The organism is Streptomyces sp. NPDC058576 (assembly GCF_042718715.1).
GTDB lineage: Bacteria > Actinomycetota > Actinomycetes > Streptomycetales > Streptomycetaceae > Streptomyces.
On sequence record NZ_JBHXPF010000019.1, the window covers coordinates 57,928 to 71,943 of the forward strand.

The 14,016-nt window shown below is 71.0% G+C and carries 12 protein-coding genes; 3 read left to right on the forward strand and 9 right to left on the reverse strand.

Going from position 1 to position 14,016, the window contains the following annotated elements; genetic code table 11:
- Positions 1–30 precede the first annotated feature (30 nt).
- The 9 genes from ACFWRV_RS16025 to ACFWRV_RS16065 form a co-directional block, all read right to left on the reverse strand.
- Entirely contained in the window at positions 31–198 is a 168-nt protein-coding gene (locus tag ACFWRV_RS16025) for a hypothetical protein (RefSeq protein WP_384334352.1), read from the reverse strand.
- A 7-nt stretch (positions 199–205) separates the two neighbouring features.
- Complete coding sequence (locus ACFWRV_RS16030) at positions 206–2,737, reverse strand: ATP-dependent Clp protease ATP-binding subunit (protein WP_384334355.1); 2,532 nt, start codon at positions 2,735–2,737, stop codon at positions 206–208.
- A 100-nt stretch (positions 2,738–2,837) separates the two neighbouring features.
- Positions 2,838–4,568, reverse strand: a complete 1,731-nt coding sequence (locus ACFWRV_RS16035; RefSeq protein WP_384334358.1) for an acyl-CoA dehydrogenase family protein — start codon at positions 4,566–4,568, stop codon at positions 2,838–2,840.
- A 61-nt stretch (positions 4,569–4,629) separates the two neighbouring features.
- Positions 4,630–5,196: a PadR family transcriptional regulator gene (locus tag ACFWRV_RS16040; protein ID WP_384334361.1), complete on the reverse strand. Its 567-nt coding sequence runs from the start codon at positions 5,194–5,196 to the stop codon at positions 4,630–4,632.
- A 62-nt stretch (positions 5,197–5,258) separates the two neighbouring features.
- Complete coding sequence (locus tag ACFWRV_RS16045; protein ID WP_384334364.1) at positions 5,259–6,557, reverse strand: cation:proton antiporter; 1,299 nt, start codon at positions 6,555–6,557, stop codon at positions 5,259–5,261.
- 28 nt (positions 6,558–6,585) lie between these two features.
- Positions 6,586–8,619, reverse strand: coding sequence for a CocE/NonD family hydrolase (locus ACFWRV_RS16050; RefSeq protein WP_384334366.1), 2,034 nt, complete (start codon positions 8,617–8,619; stop codon positions 6,586–6,588).
- Positions 8,620–8,675: 56 nt separating this feature from the next.
- A complete protein-coding gene (locus ACFWRV_RS16055) occupies positions 8,676–9,992 on the reverse strand; it encodes an ATP-grasp domain-containing protein (RefSeq protein WP_384334369.1) in 1,317 nt (438 codons plus the stop codon).
- An 85-nt stretch (positions 9,993–10,077) separates the two neighbouring features.
- Entirely contained in the window at positions 10,078–10,806 is a 729-nt protein-coding gene (locus tag ACFWRV_RS16060) for a GAF and ANTAR domain-containing protein (RefSeq protein ID WP_384334372.1), read from the reverse strand.
- Positions 10,807–11,272: 466 nt separating this feature from the next.
- Positions 11,273–11,749 carry an STAS domain-containing protein gene (locus ACFWRV_RS16065; protein WP_384334375.1) on the reverse strand — a complete coding sequence of 159 codons (477 nt, stop codon included), beginning with the start codon at positions 11,747–11,749 and terminating at the stop codon, positions 11,273–11,275.
- A 194-nt stretch (positions 11,750–11,943) separates the two neighbouring features.
- Here ACFWRV_RS16065 and ACFWRV_RS16070 point away from each other — a divergent pair, with 194 nt between their 5' ends.
- The 3 genes from ACFWRV_RS16070 (at position 11,944) to ACFWRV_RS16080 (ending at position 13,799) form a co-directional block, all read left to right on the forward strand.
- Positions 11,944–12,681, forward strand: a complete 738-nt coding sequence (locus ACFWRV_RS16070; RefSeq protein WP_384334378.1) for a GAF and ANTAR domain-containing protein — start codon at positions 11,944–11,946, stop codon at positions 12,679–12,681.
- Positions 12,682–12,942: 261 nt separating this feature from the next.
- Positions 12,943–13,269: a plasmid stabilization protein gene (locus ACFWRV_RS16075; RefSeq protein ID WP_384334381.1), complete on the forward strand. Its 327-nt coding sequence runs from the start codon at positions 12,943–12,945 to the stop codon at positions 13,267–13,269.
- A 53-nt stretch (positions 13,270–13,322) separates the two neighbouring features.
- Complete coding sequence (locus ACFWRV_RS16080) at positions 13,323–13,799, forward strand: DUF5709 domain-containing protein (protein ID WP_384334384.1); 477 nt, start codon at positions 13,323–13,325, stop codon at positions 13,797–13,799.
- The last annotated feature ends 217 nt before the right edge of the window (positions 13,800–14,016 follow it).

Below are 14,016 nucleotides of genomic sequence, written 5' to 3' on the forward strand. Positions count from 1 at the left end.
GCGGCCGTGGACCTGCACGCGCGTCGTTCCCTAGTCGGACTTCCTGTCCTGGTCCGGGGGAAGGCCCATCTCCTCGCGGTCCTCCTCCAGGCGTTCGTCGAGTCGCTTCTCGTCCGGGCGGCGGGGCATTCCGCGGCTGTGGCCGGTGTCGGGGTCGCCCTCGACCTCTTCGTTCGACTTGTGGTGGTGATGGGACATCAGTCACTCACTCCTTGCCGTCGGGGGTGGCGGCCGCCGCGGGGGTGCGGCCGGCGTCGTCGCCCTTGCGGATGGTGCAGTGCAGGGAATCGTCGATCACATCGGCGACGATCGTGTCCCCGGGATCGGCTTCTCCGCCGAGCAGCAGCGAGGCGACCCGGTTGTCCAGTTCGGTCTGGATCGTGCGGCGCAGCGGACGCGCCCCGAACTCCGGCTGGTAGCCGTGGGCGACCAGGAGCTTCTTCGCCGCCTCGGTGACCTCCAGGGTCATGCCCTGGGCGTGGACCCGGTGCTTGCTGCGGTCCAGCAGGTGCTCGACGATCTCGGAGAGGTCGTCCTCGGTGAGGCTGTGGAAGACGATGATGTCGTCGATGCGGTTGAGGAACTCGGGCAGGAACCGCCCCCGCAGGTCCTCCATCAGCTCGTCCTTGAGCTCGGCGGCATCGCCCTGGTGGGCGAGGATGCGGTGGGCGCCGATGTTGGACGTCATGATGACGACGCAGTGGCGGAAGTCGACGGTGCGGCCCTGTCCGTCCGTGAGGCGGCCGTCGTCGAGGATCTGGAGCAGCGTGTTGAAGACGTCGGGGTGCGCCTTCTCGACCTCGTCGAAGAGGACGACGCTGTAGGGGTTGCGCCGCACCTTCTCGGTGAGCTGGCCGGCCTCGTCGTAGCCGACGTATCCGGGAGGTGCTCCGACGAGCCGGGCGACCGTGTGCTTCTCCTGGAACTCGCTCATGTCGAAGCGGATCATGCGGTCGTCCTCGCCGAACAGCAGCTCGGCCAGCGTCTTGGCCAGCTCCGTCTTGCCGACGCCGGTGGGGCCGAGGAAGAGGAAGGAGCCGACGGGCCGGTTCGGGTCGCCCATGCCCGCGCGGTTGCGGCGTACGGCTTCGGAGACCGCGGTGACCGCCTCGTCCTGGCCGACGATCCTGGCGTGCATCTCCTCCTCCAGCTTGAGGAGCTTCTCCTTCTCGCCGGCCGTGAGCCGGGAGACCGGGATGCCGGTGCGGCGGGAGACGATGTCGGCGATGTCGGAGGCCGTGACCGAGACGACGCCCTCGCGCCGCTCCTCGATCCCGGCGAGTTCGCCCTCCACCTCGGCGATCTGCCGCTTCAGCCCGGACGCCTTCTCGAACTCCTCACCGGAGACGGCCTCGTCCTTCTCGCGCCGCAGCTTCGCGAGGCGGTCCTCGCGGCTGACGACCTCGGTGGAGCGGTTGGCGCTGCGCAGCCGTACGCGGGCCCCGGCCTGGTCCATCAGGTCGATGGCCTTGTCGGGCAGGAAGCGGTCGCTGATGTAGCGGTCGGACAGCTCGGCCGCCGCCGTGATGGCCCCGTCGGCGAAGCGGACCTGGTGGTGGGCCTCGTAGGCGTCCCGCAGTCCTTCGAGGATCTGTACGGTCTCCTCGACGGTGGGCTCCGGGATCAGGACGGGCTGGAAGCGGCGTTCCAGGGCGGCGTCCTTCTCGATGTGCTTGCGGTACTCGTCGATCGTCGTGGCGCCCACCACGTGGAGTTCGCCGCGGGCGAGGGCCGGCTTGAGCATGTTGCCCGCGTCCATCGAGCCTTCGCCCGTGGCGCCCGCGCCGACGACCGTGTGGAGTTCGTCGATGAAGAGGATGATCTCCCCTTCGGCCTTCTGCACGTCCTCGATGACCTTCTTCAGCCGCTCCTCGAACTGCCCGCGGTACTGGGCTCCGGCGACCATGCCGGACAGGTCCAGGGAGACGACCCGCTTGTCCTTGAGGGTGTCGGGCACCTCGCCCGCGACGATGCTCTGGGCCAGACCCTCCACGATGGCGGTCTTGCCGACGCCGGGCTCGCCGATGAGGACGGGATTGTTCTTGGAGCGCCGCGACAGGATCTCGATGGTCTGCTCGATCTCGTCGGCCCGCCCGACCACGGGGTCGAGCTTCCCGGCCTTCGCCTCCTCCGTCAGGTCCCGGCCGAACTCGTCCAGGGTCGTGGCAGGCTGCTTGGCCCCGCCGGGAGCCCCCTCCGCGCCCGCCGCCCGGTCCGTGGCGCCGCGCAGTCGGCCCCGGTCGAGGCCGTCCGACCCCAGGAACCGGCCGGCGCCGGAGTCGGCATCGTCGACGAGCGCGCCGAGGATGTGCTCGGGACCGATGTAGGACACCCCCGCCGCCTGCGAGCGGGCGTAGGCGGCGGTGAGGGTCCGCTTGGCCGCCGGGGTGAGACCGGGCTCGGCGGACGGTTCGCCGGACTCCCGGGGCAGCACTCCGTCGAGCTGTGCGGCGAGGTCGTCGGGGTCGACCCCGGCCCGGGAGAGGAGACCGCGCGCGGGCTCGACCTGGGTCGCCGCCCACAGCAGGTGCTCGGTGTCGAGGTCCGCCGTGCCGTCCTCGGCCGCTTTGCCGGTGGCCCGGCCCAGCAGCTCGTGGGAGGACTCCGTCAGCAGCCGCCCGATCGGTACGCGCTGCATCGCGGGGGGCGACGACGCGGGCGACATGCCGAAGAACCGGTTCAACAGGTCACTGAACGGATCGGACGGACCGGAAGGTGAACCGAACGCCATCGACATGTCAGCTCCAGGGGCGGCGAGGGGGCTCTCCCACTCAAACGCGATGTCCACCGCCCCGCAAACGGAGCGGCCCCCGGCTCCGCCCCGGTCCGGAGGCTGCCTACTCCGCCATCTCGTACGCCCCCGACAGCGCCTCGACGCGCTCCCAGATCCGCGCCGAACGGGCCGCGTCGACGACGGGACGGCGTACCGCGCCGAGCGCCCAGCTCTGCTGGTCCGCGGTGGCGGAGTCCTTGCCGTGCAGCTCGACGGCGTGCGCGGAGAAGTCGCGTACGAGCACGGCGAAGAGCTCGTCCAGCAGCTCCTGGTCCAGGCCGGTCAGCCGGGCCTGCTCCAGGATGAGCTGGCCGTGGACGACGAGGGCGAAGAGCTGGCCGACGGCGAGGAGGAGGTCGAGGTCGCGGCTCTGCTCCTCGTCCGGGGCGGCCGTCTCGACGAAGGTGCACAGGGCGTCGGCCTGCTCGCGGAAGCGGGCGACGTTCGGCACCTCGGCGTACGCGTCGAACGCGGGGCGCCAGTCGTGGAAGCGTACGGAGCCGAGGCCGCGGGCCGGTCCCTGCTGGAAGAGGAAGGTGTCGTCGGCCGCGTCGAGGCGGGTGGGGACGGCCGGGTGGTCGACCGGGTTCAGCAGGTGGTTCCGCAGGAACTTGAGGATCAGCGCGAGGTTCACGTGGACCGTGCCCTCCAGCTTCGGCAGGCCCCGGATCTCGACGGCGGCCTGGGCGAAGTAGTTGTCCTTCTCGAAGCCCTTGGCGGCGATGACGTCCCACATGAGGTCGATGACCTTCTCGCCCTCCGTGGTGACCTTCATCTTCGTCATCGGGTTGAAGAGGAGGTAGCGGCGGTCGTCGGGCCCGGCGGAGCGGAAGTAGTCGACGGCGCGGTCGCTGAACAGCTTCATCCCGACGAGCCGGACGTAGGCGTCGGTCAGCTCGCGCCGCACGTGCGGGAAGGCGGTGACGGGGCGCCCGTAGAGGATGCGGTTGCTCGCGTGGGTGACGGCCTCGTACATCGCGTGCTCGCAGATGCCGATCGAGGCGGTGCAGAGGTTGAACTTGCCGACGTTGACGGTGTTGAGCGCGGCGTCGAAGGCGGCCCGGCCGGTGTGCAGGATGTCGGCGGGGGCCACGGGGTAGTCGTCCAGGCGGAATTCGCTGACGTACTTGGAGGAGTCGACAACGTTCTTCACCAGGTGGTACGCCTCGTGGCGGCTGTCGGCCGCGAAGAAGACGTAACCGTCGGGGCCCTCGACGTCGGTGCGCCGCCCGAAGACGGAGACGAGACCGGCGGCGTTGCCGTTGCCGATGTAGTACTTGGAGCCGGAGGCCCGGAAGCTGCCCGCTCCGTCGCCCTCCGGCGTCAGCAGCATGTCGGTGGAGTAGATGTCCGCGCCGTGCGTCTTCTCGGAGAGGCCAAAAGCGAACACCTCGCCCTGGGAGAGGAGTTCGGCCGCCCGGTCGCGGGCGGCGGCGTTGTCGCTCTGCCAGAGGGGGCCGAGGCCGAGGATGGTCACCTGCCAGGCGTACCAGTAGTCGAGGCCGTAGAACCCGAAGATCTCGTTGAGGGCGGCGATCCGGGCGGTGTCCCACCGCTGGTTCTCGTTCTCGGCGGCGGAGGCGGGGGTGAGGAAGGTGGCGAACAGGCCCTCCTTGGCGGAGAAGGCGAGGAAGTCGGCCAGCCAGGCGCGGGAGCGGTAGTCCTCGATCAGCCGGCGCTTGCCGCGCTCCTCGAACCAGTCGACGGTGGCGCGCAGCAGCCTGCGGGTCTCCGGGTCGAAGTGCGCGGGGTCGTAGGTGCGCGGGTTGAAGAGCAGGGACGCGGACTCAGCCATGGTGATCGCCTTCCGGGAGGGTGAGGGTTTTCGGTGGTACGGAGGTGGCGCCGGGTGCCGTTCAGGCGTCCGGGCCCGGCGCTTCGAGCCGGTGGAGGGTGGCGAGTACGTCGTCGAGCCAGGCGATCGTCATGCGCTCGAACGCGATGCCGCCGCGCAGGACGACGTGCTGCAGCTCCTGGCCCGCGTCCGGCGGCGCGGGGGCGTCGGGCCCGGTGAAGTCGCGCAGTTCCCCGGCGAGGTAGTGCGCGAGCCGGTCCCGGTGCACCTGGTGGTGCCGCTCGACCTCGCGGATCAGGGCGGCCGGGTCGTCGAAGGCCGCGCCCCGGATCTTCACGGCGAGGTCGTGCCTCAGGCTCTCCGGCTCGATCGGCTTGTGCAGCCACTCGGCGAGGGCCAGGCGGCCGGGCCCGGTGACGGAGTACTCCTTCTTGTCCGGCCGCCCCTGCTGCTCCACCTCGCGGACGAGGAGCAGGCCGTCGGTGACCATGCGGCCCAGCACGCGGTAGATCTGCTGGTGGGTGGCGGTCCAGAAGTATCCGATGGACCGCTCGAACCGCCGGGCCAGCTCGTAGCCGGAGCCGGGCCGCTCCAGCAGGGAGACGAGGATCGCGTGGTCGAGGGCCATACCGCGATCCTTCTATGCATCTCGTTGCATAGACAAGTCGTGGCGGCCCGGTGAGACACGGCTCACCCGGGCTCGGGGGCCGTTTCCGTACGGGAGCCCGCGTCAGGACGCCTGCGCGCAGAGCGTCGGTCGAGGTAGGAGGTCACCGGGGCCGCCGCGACCCCGTGGACCACCACGGAGATCAGGACGGCGAAGACGACGACCGCCCACATCTCCCGCTCGTACGCACCGAATTCGCCCTCCCCGCAGGCGTAGGCGAGATAGAAGAGCGAGCCGATGCCCCGGATCCCGAAGAAGGCGGTGGCCGCGCGCTCGTTCGGCCGGCCCGGGCCCCGCAGCAGGGCGAGCCAGCCGGTGGCCGGGCGTATCAGGAGGTGCAGCAGCACGCCGACCGCCGCGCCCCTCCAGGTGAGGGCGGCCAGGCCGCCGGAAGCCAGGTAGGCGCCCACGCCGAAGAGGAGCAGGGCCATCAGCAGGCGTTCGATCTGCTCCACGAAGGCGTGCATCACCCGGTGGTAGCCGTGGCTGTGCTCCGACCTGCGCAGGGCGCACGCGGTGGCGAAGACCGCGAGGAATCCGTAGCCGTGCAGGGCCTCGGTGACGCCGTAGGACAGGAAGGTCGCCGCCAGAGCCACGAACCCCTCGCCCTGTTCGGCGAGCCGCAGCGACCTGGCGCGGGACCGGAAGAGCACCCGGCCCAGCAGGAGGCCGACGGCGAGGCCCACCGCCACGCCCACGGTGATCCGGACCAGCACGTCGCTCCAGGCCCAGTGCGCCAGCCAGCCCCCGGTCCAGCTCTCCCCGGCGGCGGCCAGGGCGAGGGCCGCGAGGACGAACGGGAAGGCGAGGCCGTCGTTGAGTCCGGCCTCGCTCGTCAGCGCGAAGCGGACCTCGTCCTCGTCCTCCTTGTCCGCGGACGGCTCCCCCACGCGCACCTCGGAGGCGAGCACGGGGTCCGTCGGCGCGAGCACCGCGGCCACCAGGAGCGCCACGGACACCGGCCAGCCGAGCAGCGCCCAGGCGGCGAGCGCCGTCGCCCCGATGGTCAGCGGCATCGCCAGCCCGAGAAGCCGCCAGGTCGCGGCCCAGGAGCGCCACCCGAAGGGGCGGTTGATGGCCAGGCCCGCTCCCATCAGCGAGACGATCACGCAGAGCTCGGTGAGGTGGTGGACCCAGACGCGGTCGGCGACCGGGTCGAACGACGGCAGCGGCAGTGGTGTCAGGTAGAGGACCACTCCGGCGGCGAGGAAGACGATCGGCACGGACACCGGCAGCCGGGAGAGCAGCCGGGGCAGACCCGCGGCGAGGAAGGCTCCGATGCCGAGGCATCCGTACACCGCACCCTCGGTGGTGATCTGCACGTCCGGGCTCATCCTCCCTGCCGGGTCATCAGGCCAGGTCCCGGGGAACGGTCTCGTTCCAGGTCCGGGAGAAGACCCGGCGGCCGTCTTCGTAACCGTCCAACGTGGCGTCGACGGTGAACGCGTCCGCGTTCGACGTCAGTACGGTGCTCGTCTCGACCCGGACGTCCCAGCCGGGCCTGGAGAACCGCATGGTCCACGCGGACCGGCCGGTCAGGGACGAGAAGTCGTCGGCCACGGAGGTGTACTTCTCGCAGGCCCGCAGCCCCACCTCGATGCCGTTCTCCTCGTAGCGCTGCGTCCCCCGGTCCTTCACGATGTCGAGGGCCGAGTGGTAGTCCACCAGGCTCCTGGAGACGTTCCAGGCCTGCTCGGGCTCGGTCAGGCGGGTGACGGGCGGCGGTCGGCAGCCCTCCGGTTCCCCGAAGTCCGCCTGGGGCATGCCGTCCGGCTCCTCGGTGGGGCGTACCGGCAGAGTCAGCGCGCCGCCGTCCTCGTGGACGGTGAGCAGGACGGGTTCCGGAGCCGGCCACACCAGGGGCCAGTACGAGGTCGAGAGGGAGAGCCGGACGCGGTGGCCGGGCGGGAACGCCTGCGCGACCCCGTTCAGCGGGACGCGCACGTGACAGCGCCGACCGGGCTCCAGCGGACGCGGGTGCTCGTCGCTCTCCCGGTGGGTCAGGTTCAGCACGCCGTACGTCACCCGGGTGGCGCGGCCGTCCGGTGCGACGTCGGAGATCCTGGCGGTGACCTGGGCGACCGGGGCGGAGGCCGACACCTCCAGGTCGACGGAGGGCGACCCGAGGATCTCCAGCCGCTCGGCGAGCGGTTCGGTCTCGAAGACCAGGGAGCCGCCGTCCTCCTCGCGCTGGTCGTAGGGCAGGTCGGGCGGAGCGTTGTACGAGGCCCACTTGCCGGCGAACTGGCCCACGGAGAGCGGTGAGCGGACCGTACGGGTACGGGCGCGCGGAGCGGGCTCCTCGTCGTCCGACGTCACGATGACGGAGCCCCGCAGCGGGTGCACCACTTCCTTGATCTGCGGCGAGGGCCAGGAGGGTTCGGCGACCCAGCGGCCGGGGCGCTCCTCGTAGGACGTGGACGGCGGAACGCTCTCCTGCATCCAGGTGCGGAGCATGGGCCCGTCCATCACCCCGTTGTCGACGCCCTTGAGCCAGTGGTCCCACCACTTGACGACCTCCTGGAGGTAGCCGATGGCCGGGCCGGGCTCGCCGAGGTGCGGCAGCTTGTGGGACCAGGGGCCGATCAGTCCCCTGCGGGGTACGTTCACGTTGGCCAGGAGCCGGGTGACGGCGTTGGAGTAGCCGTCCGCCCAGCCGCTGGAGGCGAGGACGGGGCAACGCAGCCGCGCGTAGTCCTCGTTGAGCGAAGCGTGCTGCCAGTAGGCGTCGCGGTGCGGGTGGCGGAGCCATTCCAGGACCCAGGGCCGGGCGGCCTCCAGCCGTTCCCGCCACATGTCGCGCCACCGCTCCCCCACCACTTCGGGGTCGGGCGGGCAGGTGGCGTACGCGAACATCGTGCCGGCCTCGGCGAGGTTGTCGGAGAGCATGGCGCCTCCGAGGTAGTGCATGTCGTCCGCGTACCGGTTGTCGGTGAACGAGGCGATGACGATGGCCTTGAGGCTCTCGGGCTGCCGGGCCGCCGTCTGGAGCGCGGCGAAGCCGCCCCAGGAGATGCCCATCATGCCGGTGTTCCCGTCGCACCAGGGCTGCGCGGCGACCCAGGCCAGCACGTCTTCGGCGTCGCGCTGCTCCTGGTCCAGGTACTCGTCCAGGAGGACGCCCTCGGACTCCCCGGTCCCCCGCAGGTCCACCCGTACGCAGGCGTAGCCGTGGCCGGCGATGTACGGGTGGTGGATGGCGTCGCGGGTCGAGGTGAGGTCGTTCTTGCGGTAGGGGATGCACTCCACGACCGCGGGGACCGGTTCTCCGTCGGACGAGGTGGGCCGCCAGATCCTGGCCGACAGGCGCACTCCGTCCGCCATGGTGATGGTGACGTGGTCCTCTTGCCGGGTCTCGTACGGGAGGTGTTCGACGAATCGCATACGGGTGGCTCGGTCCTTCCTGACGTCGGGTCCGATGGGGGCGGGTACCCGGTGCGTCACGAAGAATTCCGGCTGCGCCCGCCCGGTGCCGTCTCGTCGAAGCTCAGGCCGAGGGCGGCGACGCAGGCGTCGAACTTGCGGCGCAGGTCGTCCTCGTCGTCCCCGCCGGTGAAGATGTGGGCGAGTTCGTAGCTGTAGCTGTCCTGGCCCTTGACCGAGGAGAGCCGCTGGCCCTCGGAGGGGACCATGTCGATGCGGACGCCCGGGATGTCCCGTTCGATGGCGGCGATGTCCTCGGCGGTCGGCACCTGGTGCACGCGTCCCTCGCCGAACCAGCGGTAGTACCACTTGGCGGCCACCCGGTAGCGGCCGCCGCCCGGCGGCAGGGCCGGGTCGCCGCCCAGGGCGAGCCGGAACATCCGGTGGTGGTTGGGCACGCCGTCGACGAAGTCGAACATCTCCGCGTGCGACTGGGAGTGCCGGGGGTTGATCTCCAGCAGGCTGATGTCGGCGGTCTTCGGATCGTAGAAGAACTCGATGCTGAAGGTCGCCGAGTCCATGCCGATCTGCCGCATGGTGCGTTCGCTGACCTCGTGGAGCCGCTGGATCACCGGTGCCGGGAGGGTGCTCGGATACTGGTGGCGCAGGAAGGACGAGGAGTCGGGGTAGTTGATCGAGTCGAGCACGCCGTAGACGGTGACCTCGCCCTGGTGGACGTATCCCTCGACAGCCACCTGGATACCCGTCATCGCCTCTTCGGCCAGACAGACCTGGCCTCCGACCCCCGCCATCTCCGGCGGGAGTTCCAGAAGATCGAGTATCGCCTCGAAGGGCTTTCCGACCCGGGCTATGCCTTCGCGTATCTCCGCGACCGCCGTACGGAACTCGTCCATGTCCGAGACGCCGAAGGCCAGCTCGGAGGAGTAGGCGAGCGCGGGCTTCAGCCACATGGGGAAGCTCATCCCCTCCGGCGGCCGCGGATCGTCGCTGTCCAGGTCCACCATGCCGAAGCGGGGGTGTTCGTCGATGACCTTTCGCTGTTCCAGCCGGCTCCAGTACTTGTGCTCGCACTTGACGACGGATTCGAGGCTGGTGCTGGTCGTCCCGTATTCCTTGCTCAGGAGGGGGACGAGGGTGCTCACCGGGAAGTCCCAGTAGCCGACGATCGCGTCGATCCCGCCCTCGTGCGCGTCGAGCACGGCGCGTGCGCGGGTCAGCAGTTCGTCGACGGTGGTCGCGTCCTCCTGCAGCTCCTTGATGGAGAGCAGGGGGTGGAGGCGGTGGTGGCGGGCGTCCGGGACGGCCTCCAGCGTTCGGAGGTTCGCCTCGTCCAGTCCGATGATGAAGATGTTCTTGCGCTGGTCTCGGGACACGGGTCCTTCTTTCGTTTCGGCCGGCAGGACGTGGGCCGACTACCCGTGTGCGTGTTTTCAAACGAAGTCACCCGGAGCCGGGGGGTCAGCTCCGGGGTCTGATGCGGCCCTCGGGCGGGACCTCGCCCGTGATGCTGGCGATCAACTCGGCGCACAGTTCGCGCAGTTTGATGTTGCGGTGCTGCGATGCCGTGCGCAGGACGTCGAAAGCCTTCTCCGGGGTGCAGCGTTGCTGGCCGACCACCACACCGATCGCCTGGTCGATGACGGTGCGCGAGCGCAGGGCGGCCTCCAGGTCCGCGGCGAACTCCTCGGTGTCCGCGATGCGCTGGGCCAGCGCTATGGCCCCGGTGGCCTGCGCGGTGAGCAGCCTCAGCGCCGTCAGGTCCGCCGTGTCGAAGGCGTTCGGAACGGGCGCGTAGAGGTTGAGGGCTCCGGACGTGTGGCTGTGCGGGGCGATCGGCAGGGACAGCGAGGAGCGGGCGCCGCAGACCGCGGCGTAGGCCGGGTAGTCGGCCCAGCGGCTCTCCCGCAGGGTGTCGGGCACGCTGACCTCCCGGCCGGTGCGCATCGCCTGGAGGCACGGCCCGTCGTCCTGCCCGTACTGGGCTTCGTCCAGCTTTGTGGCGCTGGCCCCCACGCTGGACACGGTGACGGGACGCCCCAGTCTCTCCAGCGTGATGCCGCAGCCGTCGGCCTCTTCCACCAGGGCGAGGGCGCTGCGGGCGAGGGCGTGCAGGAATTCGTCCAGCGACTCCGTCTCCAGGAGCAGCGCGGTCGTGTCCGGCGCCTCGGCCACGGGCCTGTCAGTCATGATCATCTCGTTCTGGGCGGTGACCAGCCGTCGAGAGGGGCGGGTCAGAGCTGAGCGGCGCGTCCGGGCCGCAGGGACAAGGACAGCCGCCATCCGCGCACCGGCGCCGAGCGGGCTCCGGGCGTGGGGCGGTGAGGGGGTCAGGCGTAGCTGCGGGACGGCCAGTCAGGGGTGGGCGGGCCACCGGCCGTCGGCACCGGGCTGCCGGCGGGGCCGGGCCTCGTCGCGGGGGGCCGCCCGCGGGACGCCCGCGTGGGAGCGTGCGGGGCGCCGAAGGGGGCGGCGGCCGGAGCCATGGGGACGGCGCGGCGACGAGGACAGAGGTTCACGGAAACTCCACGGAGGCAGGAAGAATTCTCAAGGGCCGCTTCCTGACCTCCAGCCCTTCATTATGCCCTCTCGTCCGGGGGCTCGGCTCCGCGTCGCGCAGCCGAGCCCTCGTCAGCCCGTCGCCCCCGGACGCCCGTCAGCGCTCCCCCGGAAAGCGGGGTCGGGAGGTGTCGGCGTACGGGCCGAGCGGCCGATGCGAGGCTCCGGTGGATGGCAGGGCGCTCCGTCGGTCGCCCTGCTTCGCGTTCCGGGACGCCTCCGGCTCCGGCCGGCATCCCCGGCTGCGCATCTCCGCGCCCCGCAGGGTGGAGGCGATCCGCAGGACGCGGTGGAGGCCGGCGGCGCTCAGCGTTTCGCGGGCCGTGTCGTACCCGGCCACCACCGCCATCGAGATTCCGCGCTCCTCGGCCTGGCCCCGCACCCTCAGGAGGAGTCCCAGGGCTCTGGGGGTGAGCAGCGGGGTGCGGATGTCCACGATGACCGCCCGGGGGCCGCAGCACGGCAGCAGGCGCACGATCTCGCGCTCGATCGCCGACTCGTTGTCGAGGTCGACCGTCTCGCCCAGTTCGACCACCAGATGTGCGGCGTCGAGGTGATAGCTGAGCAGGAACATGGGCACTCCAAGGAAGCAGGACTGAGAGCGCGGCCGCTTCCTGACCTGCGTAGGGCGCGTATGCCCGCTTCGCGGCGCTCGACACCTGTCCTCGGCGCAGGGCACGGAGGGGTGCCCACGCCCGGAGGATGGGAGCGGGACGCCCCGTACAGTGCCATCCTGGTCCCAGGGTTCAGGTCCGGAAGGGAGCGATCATGACCGACGACGGAGTGCTCACGCCGGGGCCGCCCGACCTCGTCTCTCTCCTGCTGGACACCGACACCTTGGACGACTTTCTCCGTGCGCTGGCCCAGACCGCCCTGCTCATGTCACCCACGGCCGATGGCTGCGGGGTCACGCTGGAGCGTCGGAACCGGCCCTTGACCGTGGCCAGCGCGGGCATCAGCGCACCGCCGCTGGACGAGGCCCAGTACGGGCAGGACGACGGCCCCTGCCTGGAAGCCCTGCGCGAGGGGCACGAGGTCAGCGTGAGCGACATGCGTGAAGAGGACCGGTGGAACGGCTACCCCGCCTTCGCGGTCTCCTCCGGGACCCGGTCGTCGCTGTCGCTGCCGGTCGCGGCGCACTCCGACACGGCGGGCGCACTCAATCTCTACTCGCCCAAGGAGAACGGTTTCGCGGACGCCGATCTGAGCGGGCTGCGCGCCCTCGCCGCCCAGGCGACGGGGGCCGTCGAACTCGCCCAGCGGCTCGCGGACACCCGGACCTTCACCGCCGACCTGGAGGCCGCCCTCCAGTCCCGCGCCGTGATCGACCAGGCGGCCGGCATCGTCATGAACCAGCGGCGCTGCAGCTCCGAGGAAGCGCTCCGGACCCTGCGCACCGCCTCTCAGCACCGCAACGTGAAGCTCCGCGACCTCTGCGCACAGTTGGTCGGCAGTGTCTCGGGCGGCCCCGCGCCCGAGAGCCCCGGCCTGCGCCCGCGTCCGTGACCTGACGGCGGCGGGGTGCGGCAGAACGCCGCCCCCGGCATGTTTGGCGTCCGCCGCGAGGGTTACTCCGCCATCAGGTATCCGGCGTACGCGGAGCTCAGGCGCCGACCGGTTGGGAAAGCAGCCGTCGGCGCCGTCCGCCGGATTCAGGCTGTCACTCCCTGCTCACGTCTCCAGGGGCGTTGTTCCGGCATGCGCTGTTTAGTGGGATCCGTACGGGAAATGCGAGGGGCGTCCCCCGAGACGGATGAGGAGCACGTCATGCCGGCTGGATCGAACAAGAAGCGAGAGCGGCAGTACGAGCACATCAAGGAGAGCCAGGAGGAACAGGGCGCGTCGCAGGGTCGCGCGAAGGAGATCGCGGCCCGGACCGTCAACAAGCAGCGCGCCCGGGCCGGCGAGTCGAGGACGGCGAGCAGAACGTCGACGCGGGACAGGAAGTCCGCCTACGAGCGCGGCGGCGAACGCTCCCACCAGGGGGCGCAGGGTCCCACGAAGGACCAGCTCTACGCGGAGGCCAGGAAGAAGAACATCGACGGGCGTTCCTCCATGAACAAGGAACAGCTCCGCGAGGCCCTCGGACGCTGACGCCCGTCACCGTCCGGGCCCGGACGGCCGCCCGCACGACCAAGGAGCAGGACATGCCCGCAGACGCACGCGGCGACGATGTGTACCAGCCGCAGGACGACGACGGCTCGATCCCGCCGAACGATGAGCTCGACCTGGAGAACACGCTCGACGAGCGGGATCTGGACGACCAGATGGACGAGGGCTACTCCCCTCCCGAACGCCCTCTGGGTGTGACCAAGTTCGGCACGACGGGGGCGGAGGTGCGCCGCGGCGAATCGCTGGACCAGCGGCTCGCCCAGGAGGTCGATGATGTGGAGCCGCCCGACGGCGACGGCATCGGCGACCTCGCCGAGGGCGACGGGGAACCCCAGGAAGGGTCCACCGTCGAGCCCCGGGCAGGCCGGCTCAGTGCGGCGGACGACGCGACCGGACGGAACAACGACGTCTTCGCCGAGGACGTGGGCATCGACGGCGGCGCCGCGTCGGCGGAGGAAGCGGCCGTCCATGTCACGGACGAGACGGACACCTTCCGGGGCCGCGACACCTGACGGCGAGGAGAGGCCGGCTGAGCGGTGAGAGGAGCGGCTGACCACGCCAGGCGCGGCGGTCTTCGGCCCGGGCCCCGGCTGACGCGCGGACCGCGGACATCGGCTGTGCGCGACAGCCCGGCGACGTTTAGGCACCTTTTCTGCGGGTATGGGGCCTTCCGTGCTTCGGACAAGAGGTGCGCCCGTGGGATTCCGGGCGGCTTCTGTCCGGCCCGGT

Coding starts and splice junctions, on each gene's coding strand:
- ACFWRV_RS16025 (WP_384334352.1), bottom strand. CDS start 198: ATGTCCCATCACCACCACAAGTCGAACGAAGAGGTCGAGGGCGACCCC.
- ACFWRV_RS16030 (WP_384334355.1), bottom strand. CDS start 2,737: ATGTCGATGGCGTTCGGTTCACCTTCCGGTCCGTCCGATCCGTTCAGT.
- ACFWRV_RS16035 (WP_384334358.1), bottom strand. CDS start 4,568: ATGGCTGAGTCCGCGTCCCTGCTCTTCAACCCGCGCACCTACGACCCC.
- ACFWRV_RS16040 (WP_384334361.1), bottom strand. CDS start 5,196: ATGGCCCTCGACCACGCGATCCTCGTCTCCCTGCTGGAGCGGCCCGGC.
- ACFWRV_RS16050 (WP_384334366.1), bottom strand. CDS start 8,619: ATGCGATTCGTCGAACACCTCCCGTACGAGACCCGGCAAGAGGACCAC.
- ACFWRV_RS16060 (WP_384334372.1), bottom strand. CDS start 10,806: ATGACTGACAGGCCCGTGGCCGAGGCGCCGGACACGACCGCGCTGCTC.
- ACFWRV_RS16065 (WP_384334375.1), bottom strand. CDS start 11,749: ATGTTCCTGCTCAGCTATCACCTCGACGCCGCACATCTGGTGGTCGAA.
- ACFWRV_RS16070 (WP_384334378.1), top strand. CDS start 11,944: ATGACCGACGACGGAGTGCTCACGCCGGGGCCGCCCGACCTCGTCTCT.
- ACFWRV_RS16075 (WP_384334381.1), top strand. CDS start 12,943: ATGCCGGCTGGATCGAACAAGAAGCGAGAGCGGCAGTACGAGCACATC.
- ACFWRV_RS16080 (WP_384334384.1), top strand. CDS start 13,323: ATGCCCGCAGACGCACGCGGCGACGATGTGTACCAGCCGCAGGACGAC.